The following is a 15,180-nucleotide window of genomic DNA, read 5'->3' on the forward strand; positions in this document are numbered from 1 at the left end:
TCTAATGGTATGGGCGGCAGGAAGCAACCCAACTGAAAAAGTGAATGGTGGTGCCATGGCGCCCGACGGCGCTCGATCAAAGGTAAACAGGCCGCCAGCTGCGTGAAAGCGGACGGGGACGACGAAGCTGGCTGTGCGAACGCACAACGCAGACAGGATGGGAACTACACTGCGTAGTGTAGCAACCGAAACTCAAAAAGTAAACTGATTGGTGTAAGTTTTTTTATGGTGCCGCGAATGGCGGCGTCATGACTCGGGCTCCTGCCCCAGTCCGGCGACGAAACTGCTAATTTCGCTCAATACCTGCACCTTGCAGGCACACTCATTGCGTGCGGTTGCGTCTTGCAGCGGCGCGGCGGCCATGCGCCGCACGGTGGTCTTGATGCCGCAGGCGATCAGTTTGCTGCCGTATTGTTCAGCCTCGTCGCGCAATGGGTCGTCTTCGCTGGACAATATCAAGGCTGGCGGCAGGTTCTTCAGGCGGCTCGACTGCAATGGCGACGCATACGGATGAGTACGGTCAGCGGCATTCGGCAGATAGCCGCGGTAGGCGGCGGCGCATTGATCGGCCACTTCGGCCAGGTCAGGACAGGTCGGCAAGTGGCGCATCGAGCAGGTCGACAGGCCGGGGTCGAGCATGGGCATGATCAGCACCTGGCCCGCGAGGGGCGGTCCGCCCCGGTCGCGCGACATCATGGCGCAGACGGCGGCCAGGTTGGCGCCCGCTTCGATGCCCGACACCACCATCTGCTTGCCCGTCCAGCCCAGCTTGGACTTGTTCTTTTTTGCCCACAGCAGCACGGCATGCGCGTCTTCCACGGCGGCGGGAAATGGCCGCACCTTCGCCAGCGTGTAGTTCGCGGCCAGCACCACGTGGTCGGGGTTGCTCAGCACGAGGCAGCGCAGGAAGTCGTCCGCGTCGTCCAGGTCGCCGGCGACAAAGCCGCCGCCATGGAAGAAGACGATCAGGCTCGATTGCCTGGCGCCCGGCACGCCGGCCGTGTAGACGCGCGCGCCGAGCGCATCTTGCGCGCCCTGCACCTCGATGTCGCGTATCTTCAGCGCCTGGCCAGGCGCCAGTTCGGCTGCGGTGTCGGCAACGCTCATTGCGCCACCACCGGCTGCACCGCAACATCGAGCACCGTGTCATTCAGGCACAACAGGGCGGCGCCGCCCACTTCATGGGTCAGGGCGCTATACCCGCTCGCTTCGCTTTGCGCCGCCAGTGAATATGCATCCGTCGATACCATCGCGGCCAGAGCGAGCGAGCTCATAGCGAGAGCGAGCATTGCAAAGATTCCATTCCGATGACCCATGATCTCTCCTGTTGTCCTTCCTGCTGCATCACATTTATGCTGCAGTACAACAACTATAGACTTGATCTACAATCTGATAAAGAGTGCAATGACGAATTGATTGTTCAGGATTCTGAATAATCACGGATAAAGTGATAGGAAATCAAGTGAACAAGCTGCAAGCCATGGAAGTGTTCATCCAAGTCGTCGATGCGGGCGGCTTTACGCGCGCGGCGGAAAACATGCAGCTGCCGAAAGCCACCGTGTCGACGCTGATCCAGTCGCTGGAAGCGAGCCTGTCGGTCAAGTTGCTCAACCGCACCACGCGCCACGTCAGCATCACCTCCGACGGCGCCGCCTATTACGAGCGCTGCGTGCGCATCCTGTCCGACGTGCGCGAGGCGGAGGAATCGCTGTCGCGCACGCGATTGAGCCCCAGCGGGCGGCTGCGCGTGGATGCGCCCACGGCCCTGGCAAGCGAACTGATCATCCCCGCCCTGCCCGATTTTTTTGCCCGCTACCCGGACATCTCGCTGGAACTGGGCTGCAGCGACCGGCCCGTCGACCTGATCGAGGAAGGCGTCGACTGCGCCGTGCGCGGCGGAGAGCTAGGCGACCTGAACCTGATCGCGCGCCGGGTCGGCGTGCTGCACTTCATGACCTGCGCCTCGCCCGGCTACCTGGCGCACCACGGCACGCCGCTGCATCCGAACGACTTGCCGCGCCACCGGGGCGTGAATTTTTTCTCCGCCAAGACAGGTAAGACCTTCGAATGGGATTTCACGCGCGCCGGCGAACGCATCCAGATAGCCATGCCCAGCCATATCGCCCTGAACGATTCGAACGCCTACACGGCGGCCGGCCTGGCGGGCCTCGGTATCGTGCAAATGACGCATTTCATGCTTGCGCCGCTGATAGAACAGGGCAAAATGGTGGAATTGCTGGGCGAATGGGAATCCGACCCGCTGCCCATCCACGTGATCTATCCGCCCAACCGCCATTTGTCCGCCAAGGTGCGCGTGTTTGTCGAATGGGTCGCCGACATGTTTACCAACCACCCGGCCACGCAGCTCAAGGGCAGAAACACCAGCCCAAGCCCGCGCGCCACCCTGACCGAGGCCCAGCCATGACCGCAGCAAGCACATCGCCACACCCGCACCGCATCGTCTTTCTCGACCGCGACAGCCTGATCGCCAGCGTCCGCCCGCCCGCCTTCGTGCACAGCTGGGAAGAGCATGCGCACACCAAGGGCAGCGAACAGACGGTGTCGCGCCTGCAAGGCGCCACGATCGCCATCACGAACAAGGTGCCGCTGCGCGCGGCCGAGCTGGCGCAGCTGCCGGACTTGAAAATGATCGCCGTGGCCGCCACCGGCACGGATATCCTCGACCTGGCCGCCTGCCGCGAACGGGGCATCGTCGTGGCGAATATCCGCGACTATGCGCGCGCCACCGTGCCCGAGCATACGCTGGCCCTGATGCTGGCCCTGCGGCGCCAGCTGGTCGCCTACCGCGCCGATGTGGAAGCGGGCCTGTGGCAGGCGTCCGACCGCTTCTGCCTGTTCGGCCACCCGATCCGCGACCTGGCCGGCAGCCGCCTGGGTTTACTCGGCTACGGCGCGCTGGGCAAGGCCGTGGCCCAGCTGGGGCGCGCCTTCGGCATGCACGTCATCGTGCACAACCGCTCGCCCATCGACGAAGAAGGCGTGACGCAAGTGACCTTCGACGAGCTGCTGGCCACGTCCGACGTGCTGAGCCTGCACCTGCCGCTGACGGACAAGACGCGCAACATCATCGGAGCGAAGGAACTGGCGCGCATGCAGGCCACCTCGCTGCTGATCAACACGGCGCGGGGCGGCCTCGTCGATGAAGCGGCGCTGGCCGAAGCGTTGACCCGTGGCGTGATCGCCGGCGCCGGCTTCGACGTGTTATCGAAGGAACCGCCGCTGCCCGACAACCCGCTTTTAAGTTTGCGCCTGCCCAACTTCATCCTCACGCCGCACACGGCGTGGGCCAGTGGCGAGGCCATGCAAAAGCTGGCCGACATATTGATCGGCAACGTGGAAGCGTTCGAACGCGGTGCGCCGACGAACGTGGTGGCATGAGCCTGTTAAACGAACTGGATGAACTGCTGTGCAGCGACGACGATGAGTACGACCGCCTCGACCTGTTTCAGGAGGCGGCTGAGCTGATCGGGCAACTGCAACCGGCCGGCGCGCCAGCACTGCTGGGACTGTGGCAGGCGCGCAGCCTGTGCTGGCAACAGCGCTTTACGCAAGCGAGCAGCAACATCGACGGCGCCGTGCTGCGCGCCCTGCTGGCAGGCTTGCTGCAAATCAAGGAGACGACCCACGGCGTGTTCGAGCTGATGACGCGCCTGCCGCCCGTGGCCGACAATTCTGCCCTCAGCAACGCCCTGCTCGACTACGCCGAGCAAACCTGGCATGCGAACCAGGAGCGGCAGCGGCAAATCCAGATCAGTTGCTGGAGCTGCGGGCTGTCGGGCCGGCTGCTGAAACGGCTGGGACTGGCATCGTGGAAGGATGCGGGCCGGTAGGAACTACAGCGCGGCCGGCCGCTCGAACGAAAACCCCGGCGCATACGCGTGATAGCCGTCGAAATCGCCCTTGCCGATGGCCGCGCCGCCGCTGCGTGCGATCGCATACGCCATGCTGAAGTGAAAGTAGAAATTCGGCAGGATGTATAAGTTCAGATATTCATCGGCCGGCAGCGCAATGTCGGCAAAACCGGCGCGGTCGCGGCAGATGCGGCCTGACGGCCCGTCAAATCGCTCTGCGGGAATGGCCTGGAGATAGCGCATGGTCTGCGCGATCTGTTCCTGCAGGCTGGAGGCAGCGCTGAAATCGGCCACTTCCAGCCCCGCCAGCGGGCAGCAGCCGCGCAGCGAGAAGCTCACGGCCGCGCGCACTTGCTGGGCGAATGGCAGCATGTCCGGGTGCAGCCGCGCCGCCAGCATGTGCGGCGCCGTGCCGGTCTTGTCGAGCATGGCGGAAAGCTGCACCAGCGAGCGGCAAAAGATGGCGACGGGGTGGATGTTCATCATTTCCTTGTGCAAGATTCAATCTGACAAGAGTGTGCCACAAGCACCCGCATCCCCCATAGCGTTAACGCCGGTGCTTGCCGAAAAACTCCCAGATGACCTCATTTGCATCGATGGCGCGCGTGGTCTTGCCGATGGGCAGGCCGATATTGAAGGCATCGGCACCGGGCCACGTGTGGCCGCCCTCCTTGACCGTGAGCAAGGCCACGCTGGCGCCGCCAGCACCGCCATCCAGCTCCAGCCAGCTCACTTGCGTGGCGTCGCCAGCGGGGCCAGGGAGCAGGCGCGGCTGCGGCGCGGCGCCGTCTATGCCGTTGTGCTTGCGCCAGTAATCGAACGTGTCCCCTGCGGATAGATAGCCGCCATCCTTGCCCCCATACAAGACCACCTTGTCGGCCGTGCCCTGTATCAGCAGCATGCCGACCTTGTCCTTGTTCTTGTGATGCTGCCGCACCGGTTCCGGCATCGGTGCGCCCACCGAGGCGACGGCGGCAAACTGTTGCGGCAGTTCGGCCGCCAGGCGCAGGGCAAAGAAGCCGCCGCGCGACAGGCCCGTGGCATACACGCGCTTGTCATCGATGCGGTAATCCTGCCTGAGTTTACTCAATATTGCCTGCGTAAAACCGACGTCATCGGGGCCTGTCAGGTAATCCATGCCAAAGCCCACGTTCCAGTCTTGCTTGATACCTTGCGGATACACAACGATGAACTGGTGCCGCTCGGCCGTCTTGTTCATCTGCGTGTACAGCATCTGTTCCGCCATGCTCATGCCGCTACCATGGAAATTGAAGACGATGGGAAAGGTTTTTTGGGGCTGGCTGTGGTAGGACGGCGGCGTATAGACGATATAGCGGCGCTTTTCATCTTTGTGGACGAGGCTGGCGACTTGCGCCAGCGCAGGGATGCAGGTGCAAGCCAGCACCAGCAGGCTGATAAGAAATTTCATGTGCTTTTCTCCGTCAAGTAAGAGCTTGCAGCTTACGGGGGCGCCGGTGAAATCGCGGTGAAATCCGGCGCCTTTATTGCGCTACCAGGATGGCGACATGGTACTCCCTCTCGCCGGGGTGGAAGACAATCTCCCAGCGCATGGCCTGGGCCAGGCGCAGCAGCAGGTTCTGGCCATGTGCGAAGCCCTGGACGCGCCGTGGCTGGCCCGCCGGCACGGTATTGCCGATGCTCAGGCAACCTTGCGCAAACGCCATGCGGATGCGGCAATCGGGACCGCCGTGGAACAGGGCATTCGCCAGGCAATTATTGATGAGCAACATGGCCAGCTGCCCGTTGCCGGTCACCTCCAGCCGCTCGGGCAAGTCCAGGGTCAGCAGGCGGGCATCCCAGCGATGTTCGTCCAGCAGGCGCAGCAGGCATTGCTCGATACAGCCGCGCAATTCGACCACTTCGCCCGGCAACTGTTCGGCCCGTGCCAGCGCGAACAGCACGTCGATGGTGGCGCGCATCTCGTCCGTGGATTGCCGCAGCTGCGCCTGCTCCTGCCCGCCCAGGGGCTGTGCATTCGCCAGCGCCAGGGTGTTGTGCATCAGGGTCAGCGGCGTGCGCAATTCATGGCTGACGTCGCGGGTAAATGCCTGTTCGCGCTGCAACACCGCCTGCAGTTCGGCAAAGGTGGTTTCCAGACGGCGTGCCAGGAAGCCGATCTCGTCAGGGCGGTCGCGCTCGCTGAAATGGACGGCGCCGCCGGGCGCCAGCTGGCGCGCTTCCTGGGCCAGGCGCTGCAAGGGCAGCACGAGGCGCCGCGCCAGCCAGTACGCGAGCAGCAAGGCCAGGGCGATCAGCGCCAGCGCCAAGCCAGCCACGACACCGCCTACTTCCCGCGCCAGGCGCGACACCACCAGCACGGGCGCCACGTCGGCCAGCAGATAGCTGCGCTGGGGCTTGCCGCCGGCAACAACGTCGAACGCCAGCACATGATAATGCTGGCCTGTCGTGGTAAACACTTCCCCGCACGGGGCAGACTGCGGCACCTGCTGGCGCACCGCTTGAGGCAACTCAAGGTAACCGCCATAAACCGTGATGAGGTCGCTGCCAGACGGCGTCAACTTGCCGTGCTGCTGCCAGCGCATGCTGACGGCCGCCGCTTCGCGTTCGAGCAGGCGCTGCACCAGCATGTCTTCCGTCACGTAGGCGATCACCAGCGCCAGACCCGTGTAGCACAGGCACAGCAGGACGGCGAAGCCGGCCAGCGCGGCGAACAGGCGTTGCCGGATCGACTTGCTCATGCAGACGCCGCAGCATCGAAGGCCAGGCGGTAGCCCAGCTGCGGTATGGTCACCAGCACGCCCGCCGCGCCAACCAGCTCCAGCTGCTTGCGCAGCGCGTAGATGTGCGATTTGAGGGCGTCGCTGTCGGGCGGCTGGCTACCCCACAGATGCTGCAGCAAGGCCGAGCGCGAGACGGCGTGCGGATGTTCGCGGCACAGCAGTAGCAAGATTTTAAAACCCGTCTGCGTCAGCGGCAGGGGTACATCGCCGATCAGGGCGCGTCCTGCGCGCGTCTGCAAGGTGAATGGCCCCACGCGCATTTCCTGGTGCACGTGCAGCTGCTGCCGGCGCGCCAGCGCTTCGCAGCGCAAGGCCACTTCGCGCAAGTCGAAGGGCTTGGTCAAATAGTCGTCGGCGCCGTCACGAAAACCGCGTGCCTTGTCTTCATACGCGTCGCGCGCCGTCAGCATCAGAATCGGCACATTGCTGGGCGCACCCGCCTTGATGGCGCGGCACACTTGCAAGCCATCCATGTCGGGCAGGTTCAGGTCCAGCAGCACCACGTCATAGCTGTTGCGCGTGGCCAATTGCACCGCCAGCGCGCCCGTGCCCGCATGGTCGGTCTGCCAGCCCAAGCCGTCGAGGAAGTCGAGCACCTGGCGCGCGATGGCCGGGTGGTCTTCCACCAGCAAGATGTTCAAGGGAAGCTTGCTCATCGCACGCCGGCAATGCGCGCGTATAGCCAGAAATTGCCGGATCTTCCCCGAATTTGCCGGTAGCAGCGCAGATAGCCTTCGCGCTCGAAAACGCAGCGTTCGAGCACGCGGATCGAACGTGCATTGCTCTCCAGCACAGTCGCCTGGATGCGCAGGAAGCCGAGCTGCTGGAAGCCCCAGCCCACGACAGCGTTCACGACGGACGTGGCCACGCCCTGCCCCCACACGGCGGGCGCCAGGTCGTAGGCGATTTCCGCCGTGCGGTGCTGCGGGGAAATGGCATTGAAGCCGATCGTGCCCACCAGCTGGCCACCATCGCGCAGCACGATGGCCAGCCGTATGGGCGCAGACGGCGCGGGCGATGCGTAGTCATCGAAATTGGCCTGCAAGTCGTCGGCGCTGCGCAAAGCCCAGCTCGTGTGCTCGACGACGGCGGGGTCGGCCAGGTAGGCATACCAGGCGGGCGCGTCGCTACGTTCCAGCTGGCGCAAGGTCACCAGCGGATGGTCTGGAGCGGGTAAATCGACAGCTTTCATTGCCTTGCACCCTCCTCAGGCTAGCGGGCAATCGGCGGCCAGCCAGGACGCGAAATCATCGGCGGCCAGCTCGAAATCGTCGCGCTGCATCGTGCCATGCCCCACCAGGTACACTGCCGTCGAGGCGCCATCGAGCGCCAGCATGACGGCGCGCCCGCCGCTGTCGTCGCCGATGGTGATATAGCCGGGACAGGCCAGCGCGGTGTCGTAGGTGGCATTGCGTTCCATCAAACTGTCCGCGCCATACAGCAGGACCTGCTCGCCGTGCATGCCTTCCTGCCCATCCTGGAGAAAACGCAGATAGTACGTCGGCAGGCTGCGGCCGAGGGCTTGCTGGAACGCGTCGATAGCTTGCCCGCTCACGCGGCGCCCTTGCGCCGCGCCTCCCACTCGCGGCGCAGCAAGCCGTACAGGGCCGAATCGCTGACGTGGCCACCGACGATCCAGCGTTCAGGCAGAAAACCTTCCTTGTTGAAACCCTGGCGCTCCAGGGTGCTGGCCGAACCGGCGTTGAGCGGGTCGACGTCCGCTTCCAGGCGGTTCAGGTCGCGCTCGATAAACGCATACTCGATCAGCGCCGACAGCGCTTCGTGCATATAACCGTTGCCCCAGTATGGACGGCCCAGCGCGTAGCCGATCTCGGCGCGGCGGTTCTGGCGGTGTTCGGAAAACAGGCTGCAGCTGCCCAGGTATTCGCCCGTCGCCTTCAGCTCGACGGCGAAACGGAAAAACTCCTCTTTCTCGAAAGCGGCGATATCCTCGGCAATCTGGCGCGCGGCACGGCCGGCATCGGTCCACGGCGGTTCGCTGAAATAGCGCATCACTTCGGGGTCGGCATGCATGGCGAATTGCGCCGCCTCATCCGATGCTTGCGGCTTGCGCAGGATCAATCGTTCAGTGGTGATGGTCTTGCTGTAGCTCATGGCGCTCCAGTATGGCGGCAAATGGACGAATGCTTATTATTCCATGCAACTATAACGATGTGGCAATTTTGTGACGATGCTTTTAATGTACCATGGCAATATTTTTCACCATATCATTGATGCAACTTCATGATCCGCTCATGCACGCAGTAAAACACGCAGCCAACACCGAAGCCAACCATGACCATCCCTAGAATCCGCATCACCATGCCGCTCGCCATCGGCGCACTGGCCGTCTGGCTGGGCCTGAGCCTGGGCGGCCGCTGGCTGGAAGCCGCCGGCTACGCCTTGCCGGGCGCCGCCGTCACCGGCCGTATCGGCCTGTCGTGGGCACTGGCCGCACTGTTCGCGCTGGCGCTGCTGCTGGCCTCAAACCGGCGCCGCGCGGCAGGCCTGTGCGCACCGCAGCCATGGAAAACGCTGTGGCTGGTCTGGCCACCCCTGCTGTATGCGCTGCTGATGCTGTTGCTGGCCTGGGCCGGCGGCTGGCCGCAGCCGCGCGTGCTGCTGATCGTCGCTTGCAATGCGGCGCTGGTGGCCATTTCGGAAGAATTGATGTTCCGCGCCATCTTGCTGCAGGGCATGTTGGACCGCTACGCCGTCTGGCCCGCCGTCCTGATGTCATCGGCGCTGTTCGGCCTGGCCCATACAGCCAACGGCCTGGCCACGGGCGACGTCAGCGGCGCCCTGTGGCAAGCCGTGGCCGCCACCCTGCAAGGCGTCGGCTATGCGGCCATCCGCCTGCGCACCCGCTCGGTATGGCCCATGGTCCTCGTGCATGGACTGTGGGATTACGCGCTGGTGACGGCCACCTTGCCGCATCCGGCCGAAGACGGCGCGTCGATCCTGCCATATATCGCCCTGCTGGCCGTGCTGCCCTTGTGCCTGTATGGCGTCTACCTGCTGCGTCCCAGCCAGAGGGCGGTCATATCTCAACTGCAACTATAAGGAATGTGCATGGCGTTTTTTTCACGCGACTACGAAGCATTCCTGCTGCTGGCCGCGCCCGGTGCAGCGCCGCTGTGGGATGCGGCGCAATGGACGCCGTTTGCCGCCAGCCTCGACGACCTCATGGCGCAAGCACGGGGCAAGGCCGGCGTGCGCAGCCATCAATACAATCCCAAGGGCAAGTCGATTTCCTTTGGCCGCCTGGGCTGGGACGACAAATCGCACGCCAGGTGGACGCACACGCCGGCAATCAAGGAGGCGCGCTTCATGAGCCTGGAAGCATGGGCGCCCACCTGGACCCTGTGCGAAAAAGACAATCAGGCGCCCGACCTGTTCCTCGCCCTGGCCAATGAATCGCTGCTGGGCCGGGCCGGCAAGCCCCTGCAGTTCAGCCAGCGCCTGGTGTGCGCCATCGCCACGGACATGGGCCCGGAAGCGGCCGCCACCTTGCAGCAATCCCTGGCGCAACTGGCTGCGCGGCAAGAGGCCGTCGTCTTCGCCCGCACGCAACGCCAGTGGGGCAGCGCCTCGCCCTACGGCGGCTACACGGACGCCATCCAGGACATGCTGATCGGCGGCCTGTTCCGGCAAGACGACCCGCATGCGCGGCCGCTCGATGCGGCCGCGTTCCGCGAAACCTGGACCTTGCTCGACATCCCCCAATCCTGAACGGACGCCCATGCCACGCCTGACCTTCGCCATCCTGCTGTGCTGGAGCGTCCATGCGGGCGCCTTCGAACTGAGCGGCACCATCCGCAGCAACGGCGCGCCGCTTCCGCCCGCCGTCACCATCATGGCCGAGCGCATGCACGGCGAGCCGCAGATACGCGGCACGGTCGAGAATGGCCGCTACCGCATCGACGTGCCGGAAGGCACCTTGCTGGCGCTGGTCCTGCGGGCGCCGCAATGGGAAGCGGAACCGAGGATTATTTACGACGCCGCCACGACGAGCGCGCCGGATATCCTGCTGTATCGCGCTGCGGTGCCGGAAGCGGCACTGGCGCAGGAGCTGCTGGCCATGGAAAAGGAAGATGTGGCCGCGCGCACGGATTGGCCGACGGCAGGGCCCGACATGCAGGCACGCCAGCGCATGCGCGAGACGGACACGAGGAACGAAGCGCGCCTGCGACAGATCATCGCCAGCAAAGGCTGGCCCACGCAAACGATGGTCGGCTACAGGGCGGCAGGCAGCGCGTGGCTGATCGCCCAGCATGGATCAAATGCTTTCCTCAAAAGCAGCCTGGCCCTGATGCGCGCGGCGGCAGCGCAAGGGGAAATCACGCCGTCCAGGCTGGCCCTGACGATCGACCGCGACCTGAGCAATGACAATCTGCCGCAACTGTATGGCAGCCAGTTCCAGACGGGCCGCGACGGCAAGAGCGTCGCCTTCCCCATCGCCGATCCACAGCACCTGGAGCAGCGCCGCGCCAGCATGGGCATGGAACCCTATGCGCAGTACCGGCAATTCTTCGAGTAAGGAACGTGCCCGCATTGACAGCGCCATCCAGCACATGGCATTGTTGCACCATGCAATCGACATACAGCCCCCTGCCCTCCATTATTGCCGCCATTCCAACGAGGGTGGCTGGGCAGAAATGAGATTGCCAAAGCCGCCTGCAAAGCGGCTTTGATATGCAACAACTGGTCAAGACGTCTCGCAGGTTTTATTGCCTACTCTTCGCGAGCGACCATGCAAGCCACTTCCAGCACCACCGCCTCCCCCACCCTGCACCTCGTGTGCGGCAAGATTGCTTCCGGAAAATCCACCCTGACCGCCCGGCTGGCCAGTGCGCCACACACCGTGCGCATCAGCGAAGACAGTTTGCTGGCGCAGCTGTACCCGGGCCAGATCGCCAGCCTGGCCGACTACGCGGCCTGCGCGGCGCGGCTGCGCGCAGCCATCGCCCCTTTGGCCCTGCAGATGCTGCAGGCGGGCGTGTCCGTCGTGCTCGATTTCCCCGCGAATACGCCCGCCAGCCGCGCCTGGATGCGCGAGCTCTTCCAGCAGGCGGGGACGCCGCACGTGCTGCACTACCTGGACGTGCCAGATGAGGAATGCAAGGCGCGCTTGCGCCAGCGCAATGCAAGCGGGCTGCACCCGTTCTCCACCAGCGACGCCGAGTTTGACGCCATCACGCGCCATTTCGTGTCGCCCCAGGCGTCGGAAGGCTTTGATATCGTGCGGGTGGAAGCTTAGAAGGTGCCCGGCAGCAAAATCTTCTTGTCCACCTGCTGCAGGTCGCGCAAGCCGCAAAACGCCATCGTCAGATCGAGTTCATTGCGGATGATGTCCAGGCATTTGGTCACGCCCGGCCCGCCCATGGCGCCCAGGCCATACAGGAAGGGGCGGCCTATGTAGACGCCTTTCGCGCCCAGCGCCACGGCCTTGATCACGTCCTGGCCCGAGCGGATGCCGCCGTCCATATGCACTTCGATCTCGCTGCCGACGGCGTCGACGATGGCCGGCAAGGCTTCGATCGACGATTGCGCGCCGTCGAGCTGGCGCCCGCCGTGGTTCGAGACGATCAGCGCGTCGGCGCCGCTTTCCACTGCCAGGCGCGCGTCTTCCGGGTCCATGATGCCCTTGATGATCAATTTTCCGCCCCAGCGCTGCTTGATCCATTCCACGTCCGCCCACGACAGGCTCAGGTCGAACTGCTGCTGCGTCCAGGCCGACAGGGACGACATGTCGGAGACGGACGTGGCGTGGCCGACGATATTGCCAAACCCGCGCCGTTTCGTGCCCAGGATGCCCGCCACCCAGCGCGGCTTGGTGGCCATGTTGATGATGTTGGGTATCGTCAGTTTCGGCGGCGCCGACAGGCCGTTGCGCAAGTCCTTGTGGCGCTGGCCCAGCACTTGTAAATCCAGCGTCAGCACCAGCGCGCTGCATTTGGCCGCCTTGGCGCGGTCGATCAGGCGGTTGATGAATTCGCGGTCCTTCATCACGTACAGCTGGAACCAGAACGGTTTCGTCGTGTTCGCCGCCACGTCCTCGATCGAGCAAATGCTCATGGTCGACAGGGTGAACGGCACGCCAAATTTTTCAGCGGCCTGGGCCGCGAGGATTTCGCCATCCGCATGCTGCATGCCCGTCAAACCCGTAGGCGACAGGGCCACCGGCATGGAAACCACCTGTCCGACCATGGTCGAGGCCAGGCTGCGGTCTTCCAGGTTGACGGCCACGCGCTGGCGGAATTTGATCTTCGCGAAATCGCTGTTGTTGGCGCGGTACGTCGATTCCGTCCAGGAGCCGGAATCGGCGTAGTCGTAAAACATGCGCGGCACCCGTTTCTGGGCCAGCACGCGCAAGTCTTCGATGCAGGTGATGATACTCATGCGTTTCCTCGGTCGATGGCAAGTCGAACCATGATCGTGCATTTGCCTGCAATTGTCTATCCGGCAGGCAAGACTGACGGGCAGACCGTGGCTTACCAGTCGCGCGCGCCGAGGATCTGCTCGCCCAGCGCGGTCAATCGGGCCTGCGGATAGCGCAGCGCTTCCTTTTCCTCGGGGTCGCCAGGGAAAGCGTAGCCTTGCGGCGCGCTGCGCTCGCGCCAGCTTTGCACGCGCCAGTCGCGCAGAGATTGATTGTCTTCCTGCGCTGGCGTGAAGGAAATGTATTGCGCCAGGCGCACCTGGTCAGTGGACGTGTTCGGGCGGATGCCATGCGCCAGCAGGCTGTTGAAGATCAACAACTCCCCTTGCTTCATGGCGATGAATTCCATCGGATACGGCACCGTCGCCAGGTCCGGCTGCCACGGGTTGCGGTCCTTCGGCGCTTGTGCGCGCCACGCCAGCAAGTTGTTGAACAGCTCTGGATAGCATTGAAAACCGCCGCTCTCGGGCGAGGTGTCGGACAGGGCCAGCACGCCTTGCACGTTGACGGGCAGCGGGTCGAGCGTAGTGTCGGCATCCCAATGGATGAAGCCGCCAAACTTGCGCTTGCCATGGTTCGGCGTGTTCAGATTGGCGCGGTCGATGGTCACCCACAGATCCTGACGGTCCCAGATGTCGACGAAGGCGTCGTAGACGCGCGGGGTCTGGCGGTTATCCCACAGGGTCTGGTTGTGATAGGCCTCGACCATGCCGGAACCGTTGAGCTCTTTCATCGCATGGTCGCGCAACTGGTCCCGGTTCCAGGTGGCGGCATCATGCTGGTCGAGTCCCTGGAACTCCCACAGAAAATCGCTGGTGCGGCGCACCTGCTCGGACGACACGGCATCCTTGACGATGACGTAACCATAGGTTTGCCAGTGCAAAAAGTCGCTGTCGGACAGCACGCGCAGCGGCAGCTGTTTTTGTATGTCGCGCAACTGGGTCTGTTCCGTGTAGGCCACGGACGGGTTGCCGGGACGGTCTTCGCCGTATTGGTATGGGTTCTGCATCGCTGTCTCCTGTGTTGGTGTGGGCAGATTGTGCGATGGAAGATCAGGCGAAAATGCGTGCGGAACGACCAGTACTGATACTATCCTGACTATTCATCCCTAAAAAACGTCACAATGACGCCTTTATTCGAACAAGTCACGATCCCGGCAGGCCACTCCTGGGGCTTGCTGTGGCGCGAACTCGATGCCATTCCCTTCATCTGGCATTACCACCCGCAGTTCGAGCTGACCTTGACGGTCAATGCGCGGGGGCAGCGCTACATCGGCGACCACCTGGGCGACTTCGAGCCGGGCGACCTGGTGCTGCTGGGGCCGAATTTGCCGCACACCTGGTCGGCCAGCGAGCGCATCGACAGCACGCAACCGATGCTGGCCGTCGTCGTGTGGTTTTCCCTCGAATGGGTGGAGCAGCTGGCGGCCTGTTTTCCGGAGTTGCACGGCGTGCGGCAACTGGCGCGCCGCGCCGGCCCTGCCCTGCATTTTTCGCCGGCAGCGAGCGCGCGCAGCGCATCCAGACTGCTGCAGTTGAATGCGCTACCCGTGCCGCAGCGCCTGCCGCTGCTGCTCGACGTGTTGCTGGACCTGGCGGGCGATGGCAGTGCGCAGCCGCTGGCCTCGGAAGCGCTGGCGCCGATACGTGCCGATGGGCAGCAGAAGCGCATGGAAATCGTGTTTGACTTCATGCACGCGCATTTCCGGGAAGAGATTGCACTGGAAACGCTGGCGCAGCGGGCGGCCCTGTCGCTGGGCGCCTTTCACCGCTGTTTCAAGCGCCACGCGCATTGCACGCCGGGCGAGTATCTGGCGCGGCTGCGTATCGGCCGCGCCTGCCAACAGCTGATCGAAAGCAATCTGGCCATCGCCGTCATCGCGCAAGAGGCGGGCTACCGCAACCTGGCGCATTTCAACCGCCAGTTCCGCGCCGCCAGGCACGTCACGCCGCGCGCGTTTCGCCTGCAATACCGGCGCGGCGCCAGCGGCGCCGCGTAAATCCATTCGGAAACGAAAAAGGGGATCAGATTTTACAATCTGACCCCCGATATTCTGGTGCGGCTGGCAGGAATTGAACCCACGACCCCTTGGTTCGTAGCCAAG

Annotated in this window: 19 protein-coding genes; 8 read left to right on the forward strand and 11 right to left on the reverse strand. The window is 64.0% G+C overall.

Annotation, left to right across the window (positions count from 1 at the left end; translation table 11 throughout):
• Positions 1 to 246 precede the first annotated feature (246 nt).
• On the reverse strand, positions 247 to 1,107 hold the full coding sequence (locus AC54AF_RS22640) for an alpha/beta hydrolase (RefSeq protein ID WP_496638342.1): 861 nt from the start codon (positions 1,105 to 1,107) through the stop codon (positions 247 to 249).
• A complete protein-coding gene (locus AC54AF_RS22645; RefSeq protein ID WP_496638343.1) occupies positions 1,104 to 1,289 on the reverse strand; it encodes a hypothetical protein in 186 nt (61 codons plus the stop codon). The genes AC54AF_RS22640 and AC54AF_RS22645 overlap by 4 nt, the downstream gene beginning before the upstream one ends.
• Before the next feature lie 173 nt (positions 1,290 to 1,462).
• Here AC54AF_RS22645 and AC54AF_RS22650 point away from each other — a divergent pair, with 173 nt between their 5' ends.
• The 3 genes from AC54AF_RS22650 to AC54AF_RS22660 are packed head-to-tail and all read left to right on the forward strand — an operon-like array spanning position 1,463 to position 3,851.
• Positions 1,463 to 2,425 (forward strand): LysR family transcriptional regulator, encoded by a 963-nt coding sequence (locus AC54AF_RS22650; RefSeq protein WP_496638344.1) that lies wholly within the window; start codon positions 1,463 to 1,465, stop codon positions 2,423 to 2,425.
• A complete protein-coding gene (locus AC54AF_RS22655) occupies positions 2,422 to 3,399 on the forward strand; it encodes a D-2-hydroxyacid dehydrogenase (protein WP_496638345.1) in 978 nt (325 codons plus the stop codon). The genes AC54AF_RS22650 and AC54AF_RS22655 overlap by 4 nt, the downstream gene beginning before the upstream one ends.
• Complete coding sequence (locus tag AC54AF_RS22660) at positions 3,396 to 3,851, forward strand: hypothetical protein (protein ID WP_496638346.1); 456 nt, start codon at positions 3,396 to 3,398, stop codon at positions 3,849 to 3,851. The genes AC54AF_RS22655 and AC54AF_RS22660 overlap by 4 nt, the downstream gene beginning before the upstream one ends.
• Positions 3,852 to 3,854: 3 nt before the next feature.
• Here AC54AF_RS22660 and AC54AF_RS22665 read toward each other — a convergent pair whose 3' ends face one another.
• From AC54AF_RS22665 to AC54AF_RS22695, 7 genes are all read right to left on the reverse strand, one after another.
• On the reverse strand, positions 3,855 to 4,358 hold the full coding sequence (locus tag AC54AF_RS22665; RefSeq protein ID WP_496638347.1) for a DUF1993 family protein: 504 nt from the start codon (positions 4,356 to 4,358) through the stop codon (positions 3,855 to 3,857).
• A 61-nt stretch (positions 4,359 to 4,419) separates the two neighbouring features.
• Positions 4,420 to 5,301, reverse strand: a complete 882-nt coding sequence (locus AC54AF_RS22670) for a CE1 family esterase (protein WP_496638348.1) — start codon at positions 5,299 to 5,301, stop codon at positions 4,420 to 4,422.
• Between the two features lie 73 nt (positions 5,302 to 5,374).
• Positions 5,375 to 6,592 carry a sensor histidine kinase gene (locus tag AC54AF_RS22675; RefSeq protein WP_496638349.1) on the reverse strand — a complete coding sequence of 406 codons (1,218 nt, stop codon included), beginning with the start codon at positions 6,590 to 6,592 and terminating at the stop codon, positions 5,375 to 5,377.
• Positions 6,589 to 7,290 (reverse strand): response regulator transcription factor, encoded by a 702-nt coding sequence (locus tag AC54AF_RS22680; RefSeq protein WP_496638350.1) that lies wholly within the window; start codon positions 7,288 to 7,290, stop codon positions 6,589 to 6,591. Before AC54AF_RS22680 ends, AC54AF_RS22675 begins: the two co-directional genes overlap by 4 nt.
• Positions 7,287 to 7,826, reverse strand: coding sequence for a GNAT family N-acetyltransferase (locus AC54AF_RS22685; protein WP_496638351.1), 540 nt, complete (start codon positions 7,824 to 7,826; stop codon positions 7,287 to 7,289). Before AC54AF_RS22685 ends, AC54AF_RS22680 begins: the two co-directional genes overlap by 4 nt.
• A 15-nt stretch (positions 7,827 to 7,841) precedes the next feature.
• Positions 7,842 to 8,189, reverse strand: coding sequence for an SMI1/KNR4 family protein (locus tag AC54AF_RS22690; RefSeq protein ID WP_496638352.1), 348 nt, complete (start codon positions 8,187 to 8,189; stop codon positions 7,842 to 7,844).
• The gene (locus AC54AF_RS22695) at positions 8,186 to 8,749 is read right to left on the reverse strand and encodes a GNAT family N-acetyltransferase (RefSeq protein WP_496638353.1); all 564 of its coding nucleotides are present in this window, start codon (positions 8,747 to 8,749) and stop codon (positions 8,186 to 8,188) included. The genes AC54AF_RS22690 and AC54AF_RS22695 overlap by 4 nt, the downstream gene beginning before the upstream one ends.
• A 180-nt stretch (positions 8,750 to 8,929) precedes the next feature.
• Between AC54AF_RS22695 and AC54AF_RS22700 the strand changes: the two genes are divergently transcribed.
• The 4 genes from AC54AF_RS22700 (at position 8,930) to AC54AF_RS22715 (ending at position 11,894) form a co-directional block, all read left to right on the forward strand.
• Positions 8,930 to 9,697 (forward strand): CPBP family intramembrane glutamic endopeptidase, encoded by a 768-nt coding sequence (locus AC54AF_RS22700; RefSeq protein ID WP_496638354.1) that lies wholly within the window; start codon positions 8,930 to 8,932, stop codon positions 9,695 to 9,697.
• A gap of 9 nt (positions 9,698 to 9,706) precedes the next feature.
• Positions 9,707 to 10,366 (forward strand): hypothetical protein, encoded by a 660-nt coding sequence (locus tag AC54AF_RS22705; protein ID WP_496638355.1) that lies wholly within the window; start codon positions 9,707 to 9,709, stop codon positions 10,364 to 10,366.
• Between the two features lie 10 nt (positions 10,367 to 10,376).
• Positions 10,377 to 11,174, forward strand: coding sequence for a DUF6624 domain-containing protein (locus tag AC54AF_RS22710; RefSeq protein ID WP_496638356.1), 798 nt, complete (start codon positions 10,377 to 10,379; stop codon positions 11,172 to 11,174).
• Positions 11,175 to 11,387: 213 nt separating this feature from the next.
• Positions 11,388 to 11,894, forward strand: coding sequence for a P-loop nucleotide/nucleoside kinase family protein (locus tag AC54AF_RS22715; RefSeq protein ID WP_496638357.1), 507 nt, complete (start codon positions 11,388 to 11,390; stop codon positions 11,892 to 11,894).
• Here the strand turns inward: AC54AF_RS22715 and AC54AF_RS22720 are convergent.
• Together AC54AF_RS22720 and AC54AF_RS22725 are read right to left on the reverse strand one after the other, a co-directional pair.
• Positions 11,891 to 13,036 carry an alpha-hydroxy acid oxidase gene (locus AC54AF_RS22720; protein ID WP_496638358.1) on the reverse strand — a complete coding sequence of 382 codons (1,146 nt, stop codon included), beginning with the start codon at positions 13,034 to 13,036 and terminating at the stop codon, positions 11,891 to 11,893. The two genes, AC54AF_RS22715 and AC54AF_RS22720, sit on opposite strands and share 4 nt — an antisense overlap.
• Before the next feature lie 92 nt (positions 13,037 to 13,128).
• Entirely contained in the window at positions 13,129 to 14,085 is a 957-nt protein-coding gene (locus tag AC54AF_RS22725; protein WP_496638359.1) for a phytanoyl-CoA dioxygenase family protein, read from the reverse strand.
• Between the two features lie 114 nt (positions 14,086 to 14,199).
• Between AC54AF_RS22725 and AC54AF_RS22730 the strand changes: the two genes are divergently transcribed.
• Positions 14,200 to 15,075, forward strand: coding sequence for a helix-turn-helix domain-containing protein (locus AC54AF_RS22730; protein ID WP_496638360.1), 876 nt, complete (start codon positions 14,200 to 14,202; stop codon positions 15,073 to 15,075).
• Positions 15,076 to 15,180 lie beyond the last annotated feature (105 nt).

It is taken from the genome of Janthinobacterium sp. JF4 (genome assembly GCF_059617925.1).